Annotated in this window: 17 protein-coding genes; 4 read left to right on the forward strand and 13 right to left on the reverse strand. The window is 63.3% G+C overall.

Translation table 11 applies throughout. From position 1 onward, the window contains the following. Positions 1 to 71: 71 nt before the first annotated feature. From purD to CQ007_RS02355, 11 genes are all read right to left on the reverse strand, one after another. Entirely contained in the window at positions 72 to 1,352 is a 1,281-nt protein-coding gene (purD, locus tag CQ007_RS02305; RefSeq protein WP_105643282.1) for a phosphoribosylamine--glycine ligase, read from the reverse strand. A gap of 159 nt (positions 1,353 to 1,511) precedes the next feature. Beyond that, on the reverse strand, positions 1,512 to 3,119 hold the full coding sequence (purH, locus tag CQ007_RS02310; RefSeq protein ID WP_105643283.1) for a bifunctional phosphoribosylaminoimidazolecarboxamide formyltransferase/IMP cyclohydrolase: 1,608 nt from the start codon (positions 3,117 to 3,119) through the stop codon (positions 1,512 to 1,514). A gap of 35 nt (positions 3,120 to 3,154) precedes the next feature. Beyond that, positions 3,155 to 3,439, reverse strand: a complete 285-nt coding sequence (gene fis, locus CQ007_RS02315; protein WP_256582169.1) for a DNA-binding transcriptional regulator Fis — start codon at positions 3,437 to 3,439, stop codon at positions 3,155 to 3,157. A 38-nt stretch (positions 3,440 to 3,477) separates the two neighbouring features. Beyond that, complete coding sequence (gene dusB, locus CQ007_RS02320; protein ID WP_371919777.1) at positions 3,478 to 4,494, reverse strand: tRNA dihydrouridine synthase DusB; 1,017 nt, start codon at positions 4,492 to 4,494, stop codon at positions 3,478 to 3,480. A 136-nt stretch (positions 4,495 to 4,630) separates the two neighbouring features. Then, positions 4,631 to 5,800 (reverse strand): DUF3426 domain-containing protein, encoded by a 1,170-nt coding sequence (locus CQ007_RS02325; RefSeq protein WP_105643286.1) that lies wholly within the window; start codon positions 5,798 to 5,800, stop codon positions 4,631 to 4,633. 63 nt (positions 5,801 to 5,863) lie between these two features. After that, complete coding sequence (gene prmA / locus CQ007_RS02330) at positions 5,864 to 6,754, reverse strand: 50S ribosomal protein L11 methyltransferase (protein ID WP_105643287.1); 891 nt, start codon at positions 6,752 to 6,754, stop codon at positions 5,864 to 5,866. A gap of 85 nt (positions 6,755 to 6,839) precedes the next feature. After that, positions 6,840 to 8,180 carry an acetyl-CoA carboxylase biotin carboxylase subunit gene (gene accC, locus CQ007_RS02335; RefSeq protein WP_105643288.1) on the reverse strand — a complete coding sequence of 447 codons (1,341 nt, stop codon included), beginning with the start codon at positions 8,178 to 8,180 and terminating at the stop codon, positions 6,840 to 6,842. Between the two features lie 19 nt (positions 8,181 to 8,199). Beyond that, positions 8,200 to 8,658 carry an acetyl-CoA carboxylase biotin carboxyl carrier protein gene (gene accB / locus CQ007_RS02340; RefSeq protein ID WP_105643289.1) on the reverse strand — a complete coding sequence of 153 codons (459 nt, stop codon included), beginning with the start codon at positions 8,656 to 8,658 and terminating at the stop codon, positions 8,200 to 8,202. 33 nt (positions 8,659 to 8,691) lie between these two features. Beyond that, on the reverse strand, positions 8,692 to 9,135 hold the full coding sequence (aroQ, locus tag CQ007_RS02345) for a type II 3-dehydroquinate dehydratase (protein ID WP_105643290.1): 444 nt from the start codon (positions 9,133 to 9,135) through the stop codon (positions 8,692 to 8,694). Positions 9,136 to 9,535: 400 nt separating this feature from the next. Beyond that, a complete protein-coding gene (gene dsbD / locus CQ007_RS02350) occupies positions 9,536 to 11,347 on the reverse strand; it encodes a protein-disulfide reductase DsbD (protein WP_256582170.1) in 1,812 nt (603 codons plus the stop codon). Positions 11,348 to 11,435: 88 nt separating this feature from the next. Further along, positions 11,436 to 12,272 carry a S1 RNA-binding domain-containing protein gene (locus tag CQ007_RS02355; protein ID WP_105643292.1) on the reverse strand — a complete coding sequence of 279 codons (837 nt, stop codon included), beginning with the start codon at positions 12,270 to 12,272 and terminating at the stop codon, positions 11,436 to 11,438. Positions 12,273 to 12,447: 175 nt separating this feature from the next. Here CQ007_RS02355 and CQ007_RS02360 point away from each other — a divergent pair, with 175 nt between their 5' ends. The 3 genes from CQ007_RS02360 to CQ007_RS02370 all read left to right on the forward strand — a co-directional run bounded on the left by CQ007_RS02360 (position 12,448) and on the right by CQ007_RS02370 (position 15,273). Further along, entirely contained in the window at positions 12,448 to 13,398 is a 951-nt protein-coding gene (locus CQ007_RS02360; RefSeq protein WP_256582181.1) for a DUF2333 family protein, read from the forward strand. Between the two features lie 15 nt (positions 13,399 to 13,413). Beyond that, positions 13,414 to 13,785 carry a translation initiation factor Sui1 gene (locus CQ007_RS02365; protein ID WP_105643294.1) on the forward strand — a complete coding sequence of 124 codons (372 nt, stop codon included), beginning with the start codon at positions 13,414 to 13,416 and terminating at the stop codon, positions 13,783 to 13,785. A gap of 138 nt (positions 13,786 to 13,923) precedes the next feature. Continuing rightward, positions 13,924 to 15,273 carry an MATE family efflux transporter gene (locus CQ007_RS02370; RefSeq protein WP_256582171.1) on the forward strand — a complete coding sequence of 450 codons (1,350 nt, stop codon included), beginning with the start codon at positions 13,924 to 13,926 and terminating at the stop codon, positions 15,271 to 15,273. Here CQ007_RS02370 and CQ007_RS02375 read toward each other — a convergent pair. Next, entirely contained in the window at positions 15,233 to 16,039 is an 807-nt protein-coding gene (locus tag CQ007_RS02375; protein WP_105643295.1) for a methyltransferase domain-containing protein, read from the reverse strand. The two genes, CQ007_RS02370 and CQ007_RS02375, sit on opposite strands and share 41 nt — an antisense overlap. A 268-nt stretch (positions 16,040 to 16,307) precedes the next feature. Here CQ007_RS02375 and CQ007_RS02380 point away from each other — a divergent pair, with 268 nt between their 5' ends. Further along, complete coding sequence (locus CQ007_RS02380; RefSeq protein WP_146114529.1) at positions 16,308 to 16,976, forward strand: hypothetical protein; 669 nt, start codon at positions 16,308 to 16,310, stop codon at positions 16,974 to 16,976. 337 nt (positions 16,977 to 17,313) lie between these two features. Here the strand turns inward: CQ007_RS02380 and CQ007_RS02385 are convergent, their stop codons facing one another. Then, positions 17,314 to 17,781 carry a hypothetical protein gene (locus CQ007_RS02385; RefSeq protein WP_146114530.1) on the reverse strand — a complete coding sequence of 156 codons (468 nt, stop codon included), beginning with the start codon at positions 17,779 to 17,781 and terminating at the stop codon, positions 17,314 to 17,316. Between the last annotated feature and the right edge of the window lie 150 nt (positions 17,782 to 17,931).

A 17,931-nucleotide genomic window follows, 5' to 3' on the forward strand; every position in this document is an offset into this window, starting at 1 on the left:
GGCTGGCCGGATGACATTGGCCGCCGGCGGACTGAACCGCCGGCCGAGTCCCTGGCCGGCGGGCTCGCCGCTCAGGCTTCTCGCTGGATCGCGCGGTAGCCAATATCCGAGCGGTAGAAGCAGCCATCCCAGCTGATTTTCCGGGCCAGCTCGTAGGCACCCTGCTGGGCTGCCTTGACGTTTTCGCCCAGCGCGGTAGCGCACAGCACCCGCCCGCCCTGGGTGACCACCTGGCCATCCTGCAGCGCGGTGCCGGCATGGAATACCTTGCCATCGGCACTGACCGCCTGGTCCAGGCCACTGATGGCATGGCCCTTGGTGTAGTCGCCGGGATAACCACCAGCCGCCAGCACCACACCCAGGCTGGGACGCGGATCCCAGCTGGCCTCGGCGCGGTCCAGTGTGCCGTCCAGCGCGGCTTCCACCAGCTCCACCAGACTGCTCTGCAGACGCAGCATGATCGGCTGGGTTTCCGGATCGCCGAAGCGGCAGTTGAACTCGATGACCTTGGGGGCGCCGCTCTGGTCGATCATCAGGCCAGCATACAGGAAGCCGGTATAGACGTTGCCTTCGGCCGCCATGCCGCGCACGGTCGGCCAGATGACCTCGTCCATGACCCGCTGGTGCACCGCATCGGTCACCACCGGTGCCGGGGAGTAGGCACCCATGCCACCGGTATTGGGGCCGGTGTCGGCATCGCCGACGCGCTTGTGATCCTGGCTGGTGGCCATTGGCAGCACATGTTCGCCGTCGACCATGACGATGAAGCTGGCTTCCTCGCCATCCAGGAACTCTTCGATCACCACCCGCGAGCCAGCCGCACCGAAGGCATTGCCGGCGAGCATGTCACGCACCGCAGCTTCAGCTTCGGCCAGGGTCATGGCAACGATCACGCCCTTGCCGGCGGCCAGACCATCGGCCTTGATCACGATCGGAGCACCTTTTTCGCGCAGGTAGGCCAGGGCCGGCTCGACTTCGGTGAAGTTGGCGTAATCCGCAGTGGGAATCGCGTGGCGGGCCAGAAAGTCCTTGGTGAAGGCCTTGGAGCCTTCCAGCTGGGCCGCGCCAGCGGTCGGGCCGTAGCACTTCAGGCCGCGCTCGCGGAACAGGTCGACCACACCGGCGACCAGCGGCGCTTCCGGACCGACGATGGTCAGGGCGACGTTGGCGGCGGCGAAGTCGGCCAGCTTGTCCAGTTCCAGCACATCGATGGCAAGGTTCTCGCACTTGGCCTCGATCGCGGTGCCGGCGTTGCCGGGGGCTACAAACACCTTCTCGACGCGCTCATCCTGCGCCACTTTCCACGCCAGTGCGTGCTCACGCCCGCCACTGCCGATAATCAATACGTTCATCTAGTCTTCCTCAGCTATTCCGTCATTGCGAACCCTGCAAGGGTGACGCAATCCATGGCCCGTGCAGCCTGCCAGGTGGATTGCCACGCCCCTTTGGGGCTCGCAATGACGGTCTTGTGTATGGCGCCATGGGTAGTACATGGCTTCAGCGCGGCCGCATCAGTGACGGAAGTGGCGCATACCGGTGAATACCATGGCGATCCCCGCCTCGTCGGCCGCATCGATCACTTCCTGGTCGCGCATGGAGCCGCCGGGCTGAATCACCGCGCGGATACCTACGGCAGCGGCATTGTCGATGCCGTCGCGGAACGGGAAGAAGGCATCGGAGGCCATCACTGCACCTTCGACCGGCAGACCGGCATGTTCGGCCTTGATCGCGGCGATGCGTGCGGAATTGACCCGGCTCATCTGGCCGGCGCCGACGCCGATGGTCTGGCGGTTACTGGCATAGACGATGGCGTTGGACTTGACGAACTTGGCCACCTTCCAGGCGAAGATCAGGTCATGGATCTCCTTCTCGGTCGGCGCCCGGCGGGTCACTATCTTGAGATCGGCTTCGGTGATCATGCCGGTGTCCCGGCTCTGTACCAGCAGGCCGCCATTGACGCGCTTGTAGTCCAGGTCCAGGGGCCGTTCTGTCGACCACTGGCCGCACTCGAGCAGACGCACGTTGGCCTTGGCGGCGACCACCTCACGGGCAGCGGCGGAAATGCTCGGGGCGATGATCACTTCGACGAACTGGCGCTCGACGATAGCCTTGGCGGTCTCGCCATCCAGCTCGCGGTTGAAGGCGATGATGCCACCAAAGGCCGACTCGCTATCCGTGGCGAAGGCCAGCTCATAGGCCTGGCGGATGCCGCCTTCATCTTCCGGCACCACTGCCACGCCGCAGGGGTTGGCATGCTTGACGATCACACAGGCCGGCTTGCTGAAGCTCTTCACGCATTCCAGCGCGGCGTCGGTATCGGCCACGTTGTTGTAGGACAGTTCCTTGCCCTGCAGCTGCACGGCAGTGGCGATGCAGGCCTCGACCGGCTGCGCTTCGCGGTAGAAGGCGGCGCTCTGGTGCGGGTTCTCGCCGTAGCGCATGTCCTGCGCCTTGATGAACTGGCTGTTGAAGGTACGCGGGAAGGCGGCACGGTCTGCGGTACCCAGGGTGTCGCGAGTCTGGTCGATGGTGCCCAGGTAGTTGGCGATCATGCCATCATAGGCAGCGGTGTGTTCGAAGGCCTTGAGCGCCAGGTCGAAGCGCTGGGCATAGGTCAGGCCGCCGTCCTTCAGGCTGCCGATCACGCTCTGGTAGTCGCCGGCATTGACCACGATGGCGACATCCTTGTGGTTCTTGGCCGCCGAGCGGACCATGGTCGGGCCGCCGATATCGATGTTCTCGATGGCATCGGGCAGGCTGCAGTCGGGCTTGGCCACGGTGGCGGCAAAGGGGTACAGGTTGACGACCACCATGTCGATCGGCTGGATGCCATGCTCGGCCATGACTGCGCCGTCCAGGTCGCGGCGACCCAGGATGCCGCCATGGATCTTCGGATGCAGCGTCTTCACCCGACCATCCATCATCTCCGGGAAGCCGGTGTAGTCGGCTACTTCCACGGCGTCGATGCCGCTGTCGCGCAGCAGCTTGTAGGTGCCGCCGGTGGAGAGGATTGCCACGCCCAGAGCGGTGAGTTCACGGGCGAAGTCGACAACGCCGGTCTTGTCCGACACGCTGATCAGCGCGCGGCGTACCGGCAGACGGGTGGTTTGGTCGGTCATTGCGTTTCCAGTTGGGGTTGATGAAAGAACGGGGTTCACAGCAGGCCGTATTGCTTGAGCTTCTTGCGCAGGGTGCCACGGTTCAGGCCCAGCACTTCCGAGGCTCGGGTCTGGTTGCCACGGACATAGTCCATGACGCTTTCCAGCAGCGGGGCCTCGATTTCCGCCAGCACCATGTTGTACACATCGGTGACATCCTGGCCGTCCAGGTGCTCGAAATAGTTTCTCAGCGCCTGTTCCACACTGTCGCGCAGTGTCTGGGGGCCTGCCAGTGCGTCGCTGGGGCGTACGGACAGATCGGGGTCGGTGGTCTCGGTCACGGGTAGCTTTCCGTCAATCTGGGATGTGTTCAGGTCGTTCATGCCGCGAGGCCTCCGTCCATCAAGCGGTTGAAGAAGTGCTCTATTGCCTGACGTTGCTGCGTGGCGCAGTCCATGCGGTTGAAGCTCCGGCGAAAGTCCTCGGCACCGGGCAGTGATTGCAGTTGCCAGCCCACATGCTTGCGGGCGATGCGCACACCCTGTTCCGGGCCGTAGAACTGGTGCAGGGCATCCAGGTGCTCCAGCAGCAGCGCCTGTTGCCAGGCCAGCCCGGGTTCGGGCAACTGCTCGCCATGGCGCAGGTAATGTTCGATTTCACGGAAGACCCACGGCCGGCGCTGGGCGGCGCGGCCGATCATCACCGCGTCGGCACCGGTGTGTTCCAGCACCTGGCGGGCCTTGTGCGGTGAGTCGATATCGCCGTTGGCGAACAGCGGGATGCAGATCGCCTGGCGGATCTGCGCGATGGTGTCGTATTCGGCCTCGCCGGTATACAGCTCGCTGCGGGTGCGGCCATGCACGGCCAGGGCCTGGATGCCGCTCTGTTCGGCGATGCGCGCGACATTCACGCCGTTGCGGTTATCGGGGTCCCAGCCAGTGCGGATCTTCAGGGTGACCGGGATATCCACCGCCTTGACCACCGCTTCGAGGATATCGGCTACCAGCAGCTCATCGCGCAGCAGGGCGGAGCCGGCGGCCTTGTTGCAGACCTTCTTCGCCGGGCAGCCCATGTTGATGTCGATGATCTGCGCGCCGTTGTCGCGGTTCATGCGCGCGGCATCGGCCATCATCTGCGGATCACCGCCGGCGATCTGCACCGAGCGCGGGCCGGGTTCGCCGCTGTGGTCGAGGCGCTGACGGGATTTGCGGCTGTGCCACAGGCGGGTGTCGCTGGTGACCATCTCCGAGACCACCAGACCGGCGCCCAGCTCGCGGCACATCCGACGGAACGGGCGGTCGGTGACACCGGCCATGGGGGCCAGTATGACGCGGCTGGTGAGTTGGTGAGGTCCGATACTGATCACTGCTGGTCCATCCCTGTACTCGGTGGTCAATGGTATATGCCCCGGAACCGCAGGACATGTTCGGGCAGGGTCAGAAAAGTGAAGAGGGCGGCTATCATACCTGCTACCGATGACCATATAAAGACTGTCTGGCTGATATTTGATCAGTTATCCGCCGGTCGGCGATTCACGGGCTGAGAAATTCCAGGCGATAGCCGCTGGCCTGCGGGCCGGGGTCGAGCATGTTCAGGCCGACATGGATCGGCGTTTGTGGTGGCATCAGCCGTACCCCGGCCAGTTCACCGGACAGGTACTCCTCCGGACGGAAGCGCCGGTTGGCGACGTCCCGCCCGCCGGCGTCGGTGAAATGCATCTGCAATACCGGGAATGGCTGCTCGAAATCCGCGCGGTTGTAGAGGATCACATCGATGGCCAGGGCATTGGGAAATTCGGGGTGCGGACGTACCAGCAGATTGGCACTGCGGATGCGGCTGATGTCCACCCGGGCCGGCAGCTCGCATTGGGCAATCAGGCACAGGCTTTCCAGCAGCGGGCGGCTGCGTTGATCGCGCGCCAGGGCGTCGAAGTTGTAGTAGAAGAACTGTGCGGGCAGCGCCAGCAAGGCCAGCAGGCACAGGCTGCCCCACAACCAGGCGCGTTCCCGTCGGCGCCTTGTCGGTTCGCTCAGCAGTTCCTCTTCCAGCATCTCCAGCCGCAGGGTGGTGACCCGGGGTTCGCGCCGGTCCGGCTCCACGCTGTCGGAATACTCGTCGGGCATGGCGGCCGGTTGCGCCTCGCTCCGCACTTCGGCCGCCGGCGCGGCAGCGGTTTCGCTGGCGTCAGCCGGCTGGCCGCGGCGGAAGATGCCATGATCGGTGTTCTGGCCCTCGTCGGTAGGCGGGGCCTGGATGCCGAGCCGGTTGTGATCGAAATCGGGGCCGAAATCCTGGGCCGGAGGCGTGGCGAGAAAGTCCTCGTGCAGATCGGTGAACGGCTCGGCCGGCGGCTGTTCCTCATCTGCATCCAGCGTCGCGGGCAATGCCGCTTCCAGTCCGGATTGCTGGTGGCCGGTCATGCCGGAGGGGTTGACCTCGTCGATGATCGACTCGTCCAGGCCCAGGGCTGCCAGATCCGGTTCGTCCAGATCATCATGCAACAGACTCGAGGGTGCCGGCTGTTCGGACTGTGGCTGGGGAGCGGGGTCTGTCCGTAGCATGGCAGCGGCTGCATCGCCTGCATGAAACACTTCCAGACAGGCACCGCAGCGCACATTGCCGGCGGCCACACTCAGTTGCTCCGCCGTGAGCCGGAAGCGGGTCTGGCAATAAGGACATTGGGTGACCAGCGGCTCGCTCATGGTGAGACTGGAATCCTTGTCAGGCAATGAAGGAATGTGGGCCATATTGTGCCCGCAACCGGCTCACAGCGCCACGCTGCGGCGCACGCCGCTGACGCGGATCCAGCCGTCCTTGTCGGCCACCGGGTCCAGCTCGAAGGCGTCGCGATAGGCGGCGAGAATCTCCTCGGTCTGCTCGGCGAGAATGCCGGACAGGGCGATACGCCCACCCGGTTTGACCAGGCCGGTGAGTTGCGGTGCCAGGCTGACCAGCGGCCCGGCCAGGATATTGGCAACCAGAATGTCCGCCGGCTCCGCCGGCATATCGGCAGGCAGGTACAGCGGCAGGCGCTCATCGGCCAACTGGTTGCGCTGGGCATTGTCGCGGGAGGCTTCCAGCGCCTGGGGGTCGATGTCGGTGCCGGTTACCCGTTCGGCCCCAAGCAGCAGCGCGGCAATGGCCAGGATGCCCGAGCCGCAACCGAAATCGATTACCTGCAGGCCGTCGAGATGCTGGCCGTCCAGCCATTCCAGACAGAGTGCGGTGGTCGGGTGGGTGCCGGTACCGAACGCCAGGCCCGGGTCCAGCAGCAGGTTGACCGCCTCGGGCTCCGGCGCCGCATGCCAACTGGGCACGATCCACAGGCGCTGGCCGAAACGCATCGGCTGGAAGTTGTCCATCCAGCTGCGCTCCCAGTCTTGGTCGGCAATGTCCTCGAACTGATGCTCGGGCAGCGCCTGCGGCCACATCGACCGTAACTGCTCGAGCAATGCCTGGCGCTCGGTATCGGCTTCGAACAGGGCCAGCAGATGGGTATGTGACCACAGCGGGGTGGTGCCCAGGTCCGGCTCGAAGATGGGCTGGTCCTCGGCGTCCATGAAGGTCACCGAGACGGCACCCAGCCCCAGCAGGAGATCTTCCATGGGCTCGGCCTGATCGGGAGTAATGGCAAGACGCAGTTGCAACCAGGACATCATCATTCCTCAGAGTAGGAGGCTGAAAAAACAAGGGAGCGGCCTTGGCCGCTCCCTGATTACCGCTTGTCGCTACAGCATATTATCAGCTGATGCCGAGTTTATGCTCCAGGTAGTGAATATTCACACCACCCTTGCAGAATTCGGCGTCACGTACCAACTCCCGGTGCAGCGGGGTGTTGGTCTTGATGCCGTCGACCACCAGCTCATCCAGGGCGTTGCGCATGCGTACCATGGCCTCGTCGCGGGTGGCGCCGTAGGTGATCAGCTTGCCGATCAGCGAATCGTAGTTCGGCGGTACCTTGTAGCCACTGTACAGGTGCGAGTCCACCCGTACGCCGTTACCGCCGGGCGCATGGAAGAAGCTCACGGTACCCGGGCTGGGCATGAAGGTGTTCGGGTCCTCGGCATTGATCCGGCACTCGATGGCGTGGCCGCGGATGACCACGTCATCCTGGGTCAGGCTCAGCGGCTGGCCGGCGCAGACCTTGATCTGCTCCTTGACGATGTCGATGCCAGTGACCATTTCCGAGATCGGGTGCTCCACCTGGATGCGGGTGTTCATCTCGATGAAGAAGAACTCGCCGTTCTCATACAGGAACTCGAAGGTACCGGCACCACGGTAACCCAGGTCGATACAGGCCTGAACGCAGCGGGCCTGAACTTCGGCGCGGGCCTTTTCGTTGATACCGGGGGCAGGCGCTTCCTCGATGATCTTCTGGTGGCGGCGCTGCAGCGAGCAGTCGCGGTCGCCCAGATGGATGGCATGACCCTGGCCATCGGACAGTACCTGGATTTCCACATGACGCGGGTTGGTCAGGAACTTTTCCAGGTACACCATCGGGTTACCGAAGGCGGCACCGGCTTCGGTGCGGGTCAGGCGGATCGACTTGATCAGCTCCTCTTCCTTGTGCACCACCCGCATGCCGCGACCACCGCCGCCGCCGGAGGCCTTGATGATCACCGGATAGCCGACGCGACGGCCGATCTTCAGGCATTCCTGCTCGTCTTCCGGCAGCGGGCCGTCGGAGCCGGGTACGGTCGGTACGCCGGTCTTCTTCATCGCGGCGATGGCCGAGACCTTGTCGCCCATCAGGCGAATCACCTCGGCGCTGGGGCCGATGAAGGTGAAGCCGGAGCGCTCGATCTGCTCGGCGAAGTCGGCGTTTTCCGCAAGGAAGCCGTAGCCGGGGTGAATGCAGTCGGCACCGGTCACTTCAGCGGCGCTGATGATGCGCGGAATGTTCAGGTACGACTCGGTGGCAACAGCTGGGCCGATGCAGACGGTTTCGTCCGCCATGGCCAGGTGCATGAGTTCGCGGTCGGCAGTGGAATGCACTGCCACGGTCTTCAACCCCAGCTCCTTGCAAGCGCGGATGATGCGCAGTGCAATTTCGCCGCGGTTGGCTATGAGTACTTTCTGCATCGCAGCCTCCGGGTCGGGCTCAGGCGATGCTGAACAGGGGTTGATCGAATTCCACAGGCTGGCCATTGTCCACCAGGATGGCCTGGATGACACCGGTCTTGTCGGCTTCGATGTGGTTCATCATTTTCATGGCTTCGACGATGCACAGTACATCACCGGCCTTGACAGTCTGGCCGACCTCGACGAAGGAGGGCGACTCGGGGGACGGCGAGCGATAGAAGGTACCGACCATCGGCGAGCGTACCAGGTGACCGGAGGGCTCAGCCGGCGCGGCTTCGGCGACCGGCGCAGCAGCGGCCGGGGCGGCGGCAGGAGCGGGCGCAGCGGCTACCGGAGCCTGGAAGTACTGTTGGGGCATGGCGGGCTGCTGGCTGTGCCGGCTGATCCGAACGGATTCCTCGCCTTCGTGAATCTCCAGCTCGTCGATGCCGGATTCTTCAAGCAGTTCGATGAGTTTCTTTACTTTGCGGATATCCATTGATACTTGCGCTCCAGGGCAATGTTGGTCGTTTCAGTTTTGTTCGATGCGGCATATGGCGGCCTGTAGCGCCAGGGCATAACCCTCGGCTCCCAGCCCGCAGATCACTCCCTCGGCAATGTCCGAGAAATAGGAGTGATGACGAAAAGGCTCGCGTTTGTGCACGTTGGAAAGATGCACTTCGATGAATGGGATGCTCACCGCCAGCAATGCGTCACGTATTGCCACACTGGTATGGGTAAACGCGGCGGGATTGATGATGATGAAGTCGATCGCTTCGTCCCGCGCGGCATGGATGCGCCCGATCAGTTCATGTTCGGCATTGCTCTGCAGAGCTTGCAGGCGATGGCCGGCCTGCTGGGCCTGTTCGGCCAGGCGCGTGTTGATCTGTTCAAGGGTGGCTGCACCGTAGACATCGGGTTCACGGGTGCCGAGCAGGTTCAGGTTGGGTCCGTGCAGGACCAGGATACTGGCCATCAATAATTTTCCATGGCGGCGATTGGCGATTGACTCTGTGGTCATGGATGAGCGCAGAGTTTGCCGGATTAAGGGAGGGCTGTCCAGAAGCAGTCGAATGCCATCAGATGACGGCATGATGGCTGGTTTTTTGGGGAAGTTGGGTGGTTCCCCCTCTCCCCCAGCCCCATTGCTCGCCTCTAGGGGCTCGCCCTTCGGGCCAGCCTTCGGCTGTTCTGCGCTTCGCTTGTCCCGCAAGGGGAGAGGGGAGTTTGATTGTGCAAGCCGGCAACATGATCATGACTTCAGGACTTGAGAAAGCATGGCGTCAGTTTTTCCACAGAAGTTACCGGCGATCACCGTTCTGCTCCCCTCTCCCCTTGCGGGAGAGGGGGTGGGGGAGAGGGGGGAACAGCAAACCTCACCCCGCCTCCACCGCAGCGTTCATATGACGGATGAAGGTCTCACGCGGCACCTCGCCCTGGATGCGCAGATCGGCCTGCTCCTGACCAGCTGTGTCATAGAAGAGAAAGGCCGGCGGGCCGAACAGTTGTTGTTCGGTCAGCCAGGCCCGTTGCTCGGGCGTATTGTCGGTGACATCGAGCTGGATGCGGACGAAGCTATCCAGGCCTGACCGCACGCTGGGATGGTTGATGATTTCCCGTTCGATCACCTTGCAACTGATGCACCAGTCGGCGGACAGCTCGACGATCGCCGGCTGGCCCTGTTCCCTGGCCTGGGCCAATTGCTGACGGACGGCGGCAGCGCTGGCCACCTTGTTGAAATAACCGCCGTCGACAGCCTCGGCTACCGGACCGCCGGCACGCAGTGACTGCAGCGGGCGCAATGGATCGGAACCGCCGGCCAGGGCACCGAACAGCGTGGCGGTGGCATAGATGGCCAGCAGCAGGGCGGCTGTCTGGGCTGCACGACCGATGCCGCTGCGTTGCCCGCGATCGAACAGACCCAGTTGCACGGCGAGCCCGGCGGCCAGCGCGGCCCATAGCGCCAGGCTCAGCGGGCCGGGGATGACCCGCTCCAGCAGCCAGATGGCCACCGCCAGCAGGCCGAAGCCGAAGGCCTGCTTGACACTGTTGAGCCAGGGACCGGAGCGCGGCAGCAGGGTGCTGCCGAACATGGCTACCAGGATCAGCGGTACACCCATGCCAATGGCCAGGGCGAACAGCTGCAGGGCGCCGCCCAGCGCATCGCCGGTGGCGCTGATATAGATCAGCGCGCCCGCCAGCGGCGCGGAAATGCACGGCGAGACCACCAATGAGGACAGCACGCCCATCAGCGCGGCGCCGGGAATCGACCCGCCCTGGGTACGGCTGCCGAGCCTTTCCGCCGGCTCACGGATGAAGGCCGGCAGGCGCAGGCTGAAGACGTCGAACATGGCCAGCGCGAACAGCACGAAGAACACCGCGAAAGTACCGAGAACCCAGGGCGACTGCAGGCGCGCCTGGATATTCAGCGCAGCGCCGAACAGGCCGATCAGCGCGCCGACCAGGGCGAAGGTCAGGGCCATGCCCAACACATAGCTGAGCGACAGCACGAAAGCCCGGGAGCGGTCGATGTTGGCACGCCCCAGTACCAGGCCGGTGAGGATCGGCACCATCGGCAGTACGCAGGGGGTGAAGGTCAGTGCCAGGCCGGCGGCGAACAGCAGTAACAGCGACCACCAGAGCGCCTGGTCACCCCTGGTGTCAGCGCCGCTGCTGGCTGCGCCGAGGCTGCCGCCAGTCCGGGCCTCGGCACCCGGCAGGTCGAGCAGAACGGTTTCCGGTGGGTAGCACAATCCGGCATCGGCGCAGCCCTGATACTCGACGCGCAACTGGCTGGCCGGGGCGCTGCCCGGGGCAATGTCCAGCACCACCTCGAGACTGTTGTAATAGACCTCGACGTCACCGAAGAACTCATCGGTCTTGTGAATGCCGTCCGGCAGATTGATCTGGCTGATCTGACCATCGCCGCCCAGCAGTTCGAACTTCAGCCGGTGGCGATACAGGTAGTACTCGGGGGCGATATCGAACTGCAGCTGGATGCGCTCGGCCTGCGCCTCGACGATGCCGGGGCGAAAGGCCTCATGTACTGGGAGGAACTGGGTGGCACTGCTACTGCCGACATTACCGAACAGGTTGCTCAGGGTGGCGTTGTTCGATGTGCTCGGCTCGGCCAGGGCAGAGCCACTGACAAGCAGGAAGAAAACCAGCAACAGGCGTTGAAACAGCATATGCATATCCGCGAGGAGTTTGTCGGCCATGATACGGCCTGGCGCGGCGAATGCCAGTGACAAACTGCCGCCAAATTTGTCAGCTTTGTCAACTGCGCTCGATACGGTCGGGGTGGATGACGATGCGGCCCTGCCGGTACAAGCCGCCGATGGCCTTCTTGAAGTTGCCCTTGCTGACGCCGAACAGGCGGGCGATTTCCTGCGCCGGGCTCTTGTCGCTCAGGGGCAGTACGCCGTCATGTTCTCCCAGGGTCTGCATGATCAGCTCCTGCAGCTGATCGGCAGCATCGCGGCCCACCGGCTGCAGGCTCAGGCTGATCTTGCCGTCGTCGCGCAGTTCGCGGATATAGCCGCGCTCCTGCTTGCCACCGCGGACGAACTTGAACAGTTCGTTCTTGTGCAGCAGGCCCCAGTGGCGGTGGTTGATGATCGCCTTGTAACCCAGGTCGGTGGGTTCGACGATCAGCAGATCGACCGCTTCGCCGACTTTGTAGCTGGGCGCTGTCCTGTCCAGATGGCGGTCGAGGCGGGCGGTGGCGGTGATACGCTCGCTGTGCTTGTCGAGATAGACGTAGACCACGCAATAATCGCCGACCTGCAGCGGACGCTTTTCCTCCGAATGGGGCAGCAGCAGGTCCTTCGGCAGCCCCCAGTCGAGAAACAGGCCGACCCGGTTGATCTCCACCACCTTGAGGCTGGCGAACTCACCGACCTTGACCTTGGGTGTCTGGGTGGTGGCGATCAGCTTGTCCTCGCTGTCGCGATAGATGAATACCCGCAGCCAGTCGCCCACCTCGGTGGGTTGATCCGTGGGGATATAGCGGTTGGGCAGCAGGATCTCGCCGTGCGGTCCGCCGTCGAGATAGAGGCCGAAGCCGGTGTGTTTGACAATCGGCAGATTGTTGAAGTGTCCGATGGCGGCCATGAAAATCATCCTGGGTGGTCGTGAGGGTCTATTCTAGCCGATACGGGCTGGCACCGGGGTTCGCTCGGTGCGGTAACGCCGGTGTGAACCGCCGGCGCAAATGATATGCTTGCGGCTGCACAGAGAGGGGAGAAGGTTGATGAAATTTTCCAGACGTACGCAGGGTGCTGGTGGGATGGCAGACCGGTTCGGTAGTGAGAATGGCCGGCTGCTGGGCAAGGTCATCGGCATCGTGCTGATTGCCTATCTGTTGATCTGTGTGCTGGTCGGCTGGTACTGGAGCCGGGAGCCGGATCTGGAGGACCTGACCGTGTTGCCGGTGGGCAATGCCGAGCGGCTGACCACGGGCTCGCACACCGCGCGTACCCTGCAGGCAGTGGCCACCACGCTACTGGACAAGCCCGGCGGTTTCATCAGCAACGACATCACCCCGCCGGGCATCTGGCTGGACAACATGCCGAGCTGGGAGTTTGGCGTACTGGTGCAGGTACGCGACATGACCCGCTCGATGCGCCGTGACATGGCCCGCTCGCAATCACAGTCCACCGAGGACCCCGATCTGGCCAAGGCCGAGCCGCGCTTCCACTTCGACCACAACAGCTGGGCCATGCCGGCCAGCGAAAGCGAGTACCGTGACGGGATCAAGGCGCTGCACGGCTATATCACCCGGTTGGAAAGCGGCAATGCCAGCTTCTATGCCCGCGCCGACAACCTGGCCGGCTGGATCGATGATGTCAGCACCCGTCTGGGGTCGCTGTCCCAACGGCTGTCGGCCAGCGTTGCACGCACGCCGCTGAATGACGGTGGCCGCGAGCGGGCCCAGACTCCTTGGCTGCAGATCGACAACGTGTTCTACGAGGCACGCGGTAGCGCCTGGGCACTGGTACACCTGCTGCGCGCAGTGGAAAAGGACTATGCCGAGGTGCTGAACAACAAGAACGCGCTGGTCAGCCTGCGGCAGATCATCCGGGAGCTGGAAGCTACCCAGCAGCCCATGTGGAGCCCGGTGATTCTCAATGGCGGCGGCTTCGGTATCCTGGCCAACCACTCGCTGGTGATGGCCAACTACCTGTCACGGGCCAATGCCGGGCTGATCGACCTGCGTCGTCTGCTGCAACAGGGTTGAGGTAGGCAGGAAGCGATGAGCAAACGTCAGACAGGATTCGGCTCGCTTGGCGGGCTGGTATTTTCCACCGACAGTGGGCGCATGTGCCCTGACTGCCAGCAACCGGTCGCCGGCTGCCGCTGCGGCCAGCCGCAGGTGCCGGCTGGCGATGGCGTGGCGCGGGTGCGCCGGGAAACCAAGGGGCGGGGCGGCAAGACCGTGACCACCATCAGTGGCCTGGCGCTGCCCGCCGAGGAACTCAAGGCCCTGGCCAAGAAGATCAAGGCCCGCTGCGGCTGCGGCGGCTCGGTGGTCGACGGGGTGATCGAAATCCAGGGCGACCGGGCCGACATGCTCTGCCAGTGGCTGGCCGCCGAGGGCTTCAAGACCAAGCGGGCCGGTGGTTGATGCAGTGATTGTGACTTCCACAACAGCGGGAGCCCGGGGTTGTCGAGCCCCGGCTCGACGACGGTGTGCAGGAGCATACCCGCATGGCGCCCACACACGGACCGGAATGTTGCACCTTGCCAAGGTGCTTTTGACGCCGTGACCCTTTCCGGTCTGTTCTCCGCCGCGCGCCATCGTCCGACCCATCGCCAGGTCTGGGCGCTGGCGACGCCGATGATCCTGTCCAATATCAGCGTGCCGCTGGTGGGCCTGGTGGATACCGCCGTGGTCGGCCACCTGGACGGGGCCCATTACCTGGGCGGGGTGGCGGTAGGTGCCACGTTGATGACCTTCCTGCTGTGGGCGGCGGGTTTTCTGCGTATGGGCACCACCGGCTTCGCGGCCCAGGCCTGTGGTGCCGAGGACGGCAACAAGTTGCGCCTGGTGTTGCTGCAGCCGTTGTGGCTGGCGGTGCTGCTGGCGCTGCTGGTATGGCTGTTGCACGAACCACTGCTGGGCGCCGGGCTGTATTTTCTCGACAGCAGTGCCGAGTTGCTGGAACAGGCACGGATCTACTTCAATATTCGCCTGGTCAGCCTGCCGGCGGCGCTGGCCAATTTCGTGCTGGTCGGCTGGTTCATCGGCGCACAGCGTGGCCGGGCGCCGCTGTACCTGCTGATAACCGTCAACCTGACCAATGTCATCCTCGACGTGCTGTTGGTCGTGGTGCTGGATTGGGGCGTGGCGGGGGCGGCCTGGGCCACGGTGATCGGTGATTATGCCGGGCTGCTGCTGGGCCTGTGGCTGCTGCGTCCGGTGCTGGCACGCTACCCCGGCGTCATGCCCTGGCGCGATGCACTGCTGCTGCGCGGCGCGGCGCCGCTGATCAAGGTCAATCGGGATATCCTGATCCGCACCCTGGCGCTGGAGCTGGTGTTCTATCTGCTGGTGCTGCAAGGCGCTCGCCTCGGTGACTCGGTGGTGGCCGCCAACGCAGTGCTGCTGAACTTCCTGCTGCTCACTTCCCACGGCCTGGATGGGCTGGCACACGCGATCGAGGCGCTGGGCGGCCATGCCCTGGGTCAGCGCAACCGACTCGCGCTCAAGCGCGTCCTGGTGGTCAGCACCGCCTGGTCGCTGCTGGTCGGCACCGGTTTCGTCCTGGCATTCAATCTGTTCGGCAACCAGATCGTCAGCCTGCTGACGGACCAGGAGTCGATTCGCCAGGTCGCCTTTATCTATCTGCCGTGGATGGCCTGGATGCCGCTGGTAGCGGTGTGGAGTTATCTGCTCGATGGCCTGTTCATTGGCGCGACCCGGGCCCGGGCGATGCGCAATGCCATGCTGCTGGCGGTAGTGCTGGTTTATCTGCCGGCAGCCTGGTTGCTGCGCGATACCGGCAATCATGGAGTCTGGCTGGGCTTCTATCTGTTCATGCTGGCGCGTGGTGCATTGCTCGGCGGCTGGTTTATCTGGTTGTGGCGGCGGGATCGCTGGATGCGGGCCTGAGCCAGCAGTGCAGGTAACGCCCCAGGTGCCGGTAGGCGGGGTGGCGACTGTACAGCAGTTCCTGTTCCACCACCTCTGTTGCGTCAGCCTCGGACTTGAACGGCTCCGGCATGTAGTCATGGAACACCCGCACCCCGGTTTCATGGATGCAATCGAATCCGGCGTCGTTGATCCACTGGTGGACCTCACGCGGGTCCAGCGGCTGCTGGGGTGTCAGGCTGCGTTTACCTTCGCCGGCCAACTGGTTGCGCTGCAGCTTGCGGAACTGGCCCTTGATCAGATTCTTGTAGATCAGTGCATCGCGGTTATAGAACGCCAGTGACACCGCACCGTTGGGGTGGGTCAACTGATGCAGGCAGTGCAGGGCACTGGCCGGGTCCGCCAGCCACTCCAGCACCGCATGGCAGATGATCAGATCATAGCGCTGGCCCCGTTCGGGCAGTTGCTGCAGCGGTAGCTGCAGGTACTCCAGGGTCTGGCCGGCCGCCAGTGGCAAGGTATCCAGCCGACTGCTGGCGGCCTCGAGCATCTCCGCGGAGGGGTCGCAGACCGTCAGGCTGTGACCACGCTGCAGCAACCATTCGCTGATATGGCCCAGGCCGGCGCCGGCATCCAGCACCCGCAATGGCTGGCCGTCGGCGGCGAGTTCCGCGACCCATTCCTGCAGATCACGGGTCAGCACCGCCAGTCGAATCACGCCCTTGGGGCTGGAGTAGATCTTGCGGGCGAAATGACTGCCCAACTGATCGAAATAACGGTCGGCCATGAAAAATTCAAACCCCTGCACTGATCGAAGCCGGATCGCGCAAAACCAGGCGACCAGCGGCCCGGCAGTATACCAGATGGCTTGAACTTCAAAGCGTAACCGCTTGACCGTGTGCGAAAAGTCGAACTATCAGTCACATAATCTGTCCGACACTATTCAGGCAAAAACCAAAGAGGAATTCCCTATGCGCCTTAGCACGACTCTGATCAAGGCTTCGACGGTGGGTTTGATACTGAGCCCGATGTACGCCATGGCTGCGGAAGGACCCGTGTCTAACCTGGGTATCATCGCTGCCTACAATAATTACGAATTGAATTCGGATAATGATGATGTCGACGGCCGCGATGAGAATGTCGGCAAGGCTGGTATCTTCTATAACTACGGCAACAAGATGACCGGCGGTCCGGGCATGATCTTCCAGCTCGGTGCCGATGCCCGCTACGGTGAAGAGAGCAGCGATAACAAGATCAAGGACGCGCGAGCCGATCTCGATCTCGGTCTGCGCATGCCGCTGACCGACAACAGCAATTTTGACCTGCTGATCGGTGGTGGCTATGACTGGAGCCGCTTCGAGATGGATCGCAGTGCCGGTGATGTCGAGCTGAGCAACAAGAGTCCCTTTGCCAAGGCCGCTGTGGGCTGGCATCACCAGGGCGAGACCCTGACCACCCGTCTGGAAGTGGGCACGCGCTACAGCATCGAAGGTGAAGGCAAGGTCAAGCTCGAGGGCGTCGGTAGCGAGACGGCCGACCTGAAGAACAAGTACAACCCCTACGCGGAGTTGAACTTCCTCTGGGATCGCGGTTTCGGTGTGCCGGTCACTGCTGGGCTCTACTATACCCAGACCAACTATGAGTTGAAGAACCGCGACACCCTGGCCGCCAATACCGAACTGGAAAGCAACGAGTTTGGCGTCAAGCTCGGTGTCGTTTTTTAAACGCACTGCTTTTAAACGCACTGCGCAATGATAAAAAGGGCCGCTTCGATTTACCGAAGCGGCCCTTTTTCACTCCGGTCGTTGCGGGCGATACCAGGCGTGGTAAACCACCGGCCGGTGGAGCGGCGGGCCATGGATTGCTTCACCTTTCAGGTTCGCAATGACGGTAATAGAGGTCGCAATGACGGTATAGGGTTCGCAGTAGACGGTATAGGGCAATGCATAATGATGAATGACCAACTCCCGCAACTGTCATTGCGAGCCGCATAGCGGCGCGGCAACCCATCGTGCAGGTGGCTGGGGGCATGACTGTGGCTTGGCCTGCTACGGTTGCTGCTCAGGGTAGGTAACGACAGTCATCATCCGTCCAGCGCTCGATGATCACCGGCAAGGCCTTGTCCAGCAATGTCTGATCGATCTTCCGAAACTCCCGGTTATCCAGCCACAGCTGGATCGCATCGGCGATATCGTTCAGCTCCTCTGCCGTGAGGTCATCGGAATGGGAAGGGAAGAAGGCGTAGGTGAACTCGGTGTGGGCCAGATCTGTGCCCAAGGCCGACACCAGCGGCTCCGCTGCGCTGAACAGAGGCGACACCCAGCATACATGGCCGGCAATCACCGCCACTACGCCGGGTTCCTCGGCGCGTAAATGGCTGGCAACCTGCTTACCCAGATTGACCATGCGCTCGAAGGCGACCTGCTCGGTCTGATCGCCACTGTAGCTGCGGCGCTCGAACTGGCTCAGATCCCGGGCGCCAGTGAGGGTGTCGATGCCGGACTGGCCGGAGGCTGCGTTGGCGGTCATCTTGCTTTGCTCCATATTGAGGGGGGGCGGATCACTCCTTATATTGTTGGTCATGATCGGGCGGTGCTCCAGTCGGTGTGGTGAAAAGCCGACGTATTGGCCAGTCGCTGTCGGTGTGGTGCCATCCATCCTCGTCGAGTATGCAAAGGC

Source organism: Pseudomonas sp. MYb185 (assembly GCF_002979975.1).
In the GTDB taxonomy this organism is placed as follows: domain Bacteria; phylum Pseudomonadota; class Gammaproteobacteria; order Pseudomonadales; family Pseudomonadaceae; genus Halopseudomonas.

Excerpts from the sequence above, each read along its gene's own strand:
- CQ007_RS02365 (WP_105643294.1), top strand. The coding sequence starts at position 13,414 with ATGAGCAAACGTCAGACAGGATTCGGCTCGCTTGGCGGGCTGGTATTT.
- dsbD (WP_256582170.1), bottom strand. The coding sequence starts at position 11,347 with ATGCTGTTTCAACGCCTGTTGCTGGTTTTCTTCCTGCTTGTCAGTGGC.
- CQ007_RS02375 (WP_105643295.1), bottom strand. The coding sequence starts at position 16,039 with ATGGCCGACCGTTATTTCGATCAGTTGGGCAGTCATTTCGCCCGCAAG.
- purD (WP_105643282.1), bottom strand. The coding sequence starts at position 1,352 with ATGAACGTATTGATTATCGGCAGTGGCGGGCGTGAGCACGCACTGGCG.
- CQ007_RS02325 (WP_105643286.1), bottom strand. The coding sequence starts at position 5,800 with ATGAGCGAGCCGCTGGTCACCCAATGTCCTTATTGCCAGACCCGCTTC.
- purH (WP_105643283.1), bottom strand. The coding sequence starts at position 3,119 with ATGACCGACCAAACCACCCGTCTGCCGGTACGCCGCGCGCTGATCAGC.
- CQ007_RS02360 (WP_256582181.1), top strand. The coding sequence starts at position 12,448 with ATGGCAGACCGGTTCGGTAGTGAGAATGGCCGGCTGCTGGGCAAGGTC.
- CQ007_RS02385 (WP_146114530.1), bottom strand. The coding sequence starts at position 17,781 with ATGACCGCCAACGCAGCCTCCGGCCAGTCCGGCATCGACACCCTCACT.
- accB (WP_105643289.1), bottom strand. The coding sequence starts at position 8,658 with ATGGATATCCGCAAAGTAAAGAAACTCATCGAACTGCTTGAAGAATCC.
- CQ007_RS02355 (WP_105643292.1), bottom strand. The coding sequence starts at position 12,272 with ATGGCCGCCATCGGACACTTCAACAATCTGCCGATTGTCAAACACACC.
- prmA (WP_105643287.1), bottom strand. The coding sequence starts at position 6,754 with ATGTCCTGGTTGCAACTGCGTCTTGCCATTACTCCCGATCAGGCCGAG.
- aroQ (WP_105643290.1), bottom strand. The coding sequence starts at position 9,135 with ATGGCCAGTATCCTGGTCCTGCACGGACCCAACCTGAACCTGCTCGGC.
- accC (WP_105643288.1), bottom strand. The coding sequence starts at position 8,180 with ATGCAGAAAGTACTCATAGCCAACCGCGGCGAAATTGCACTGCGCATC.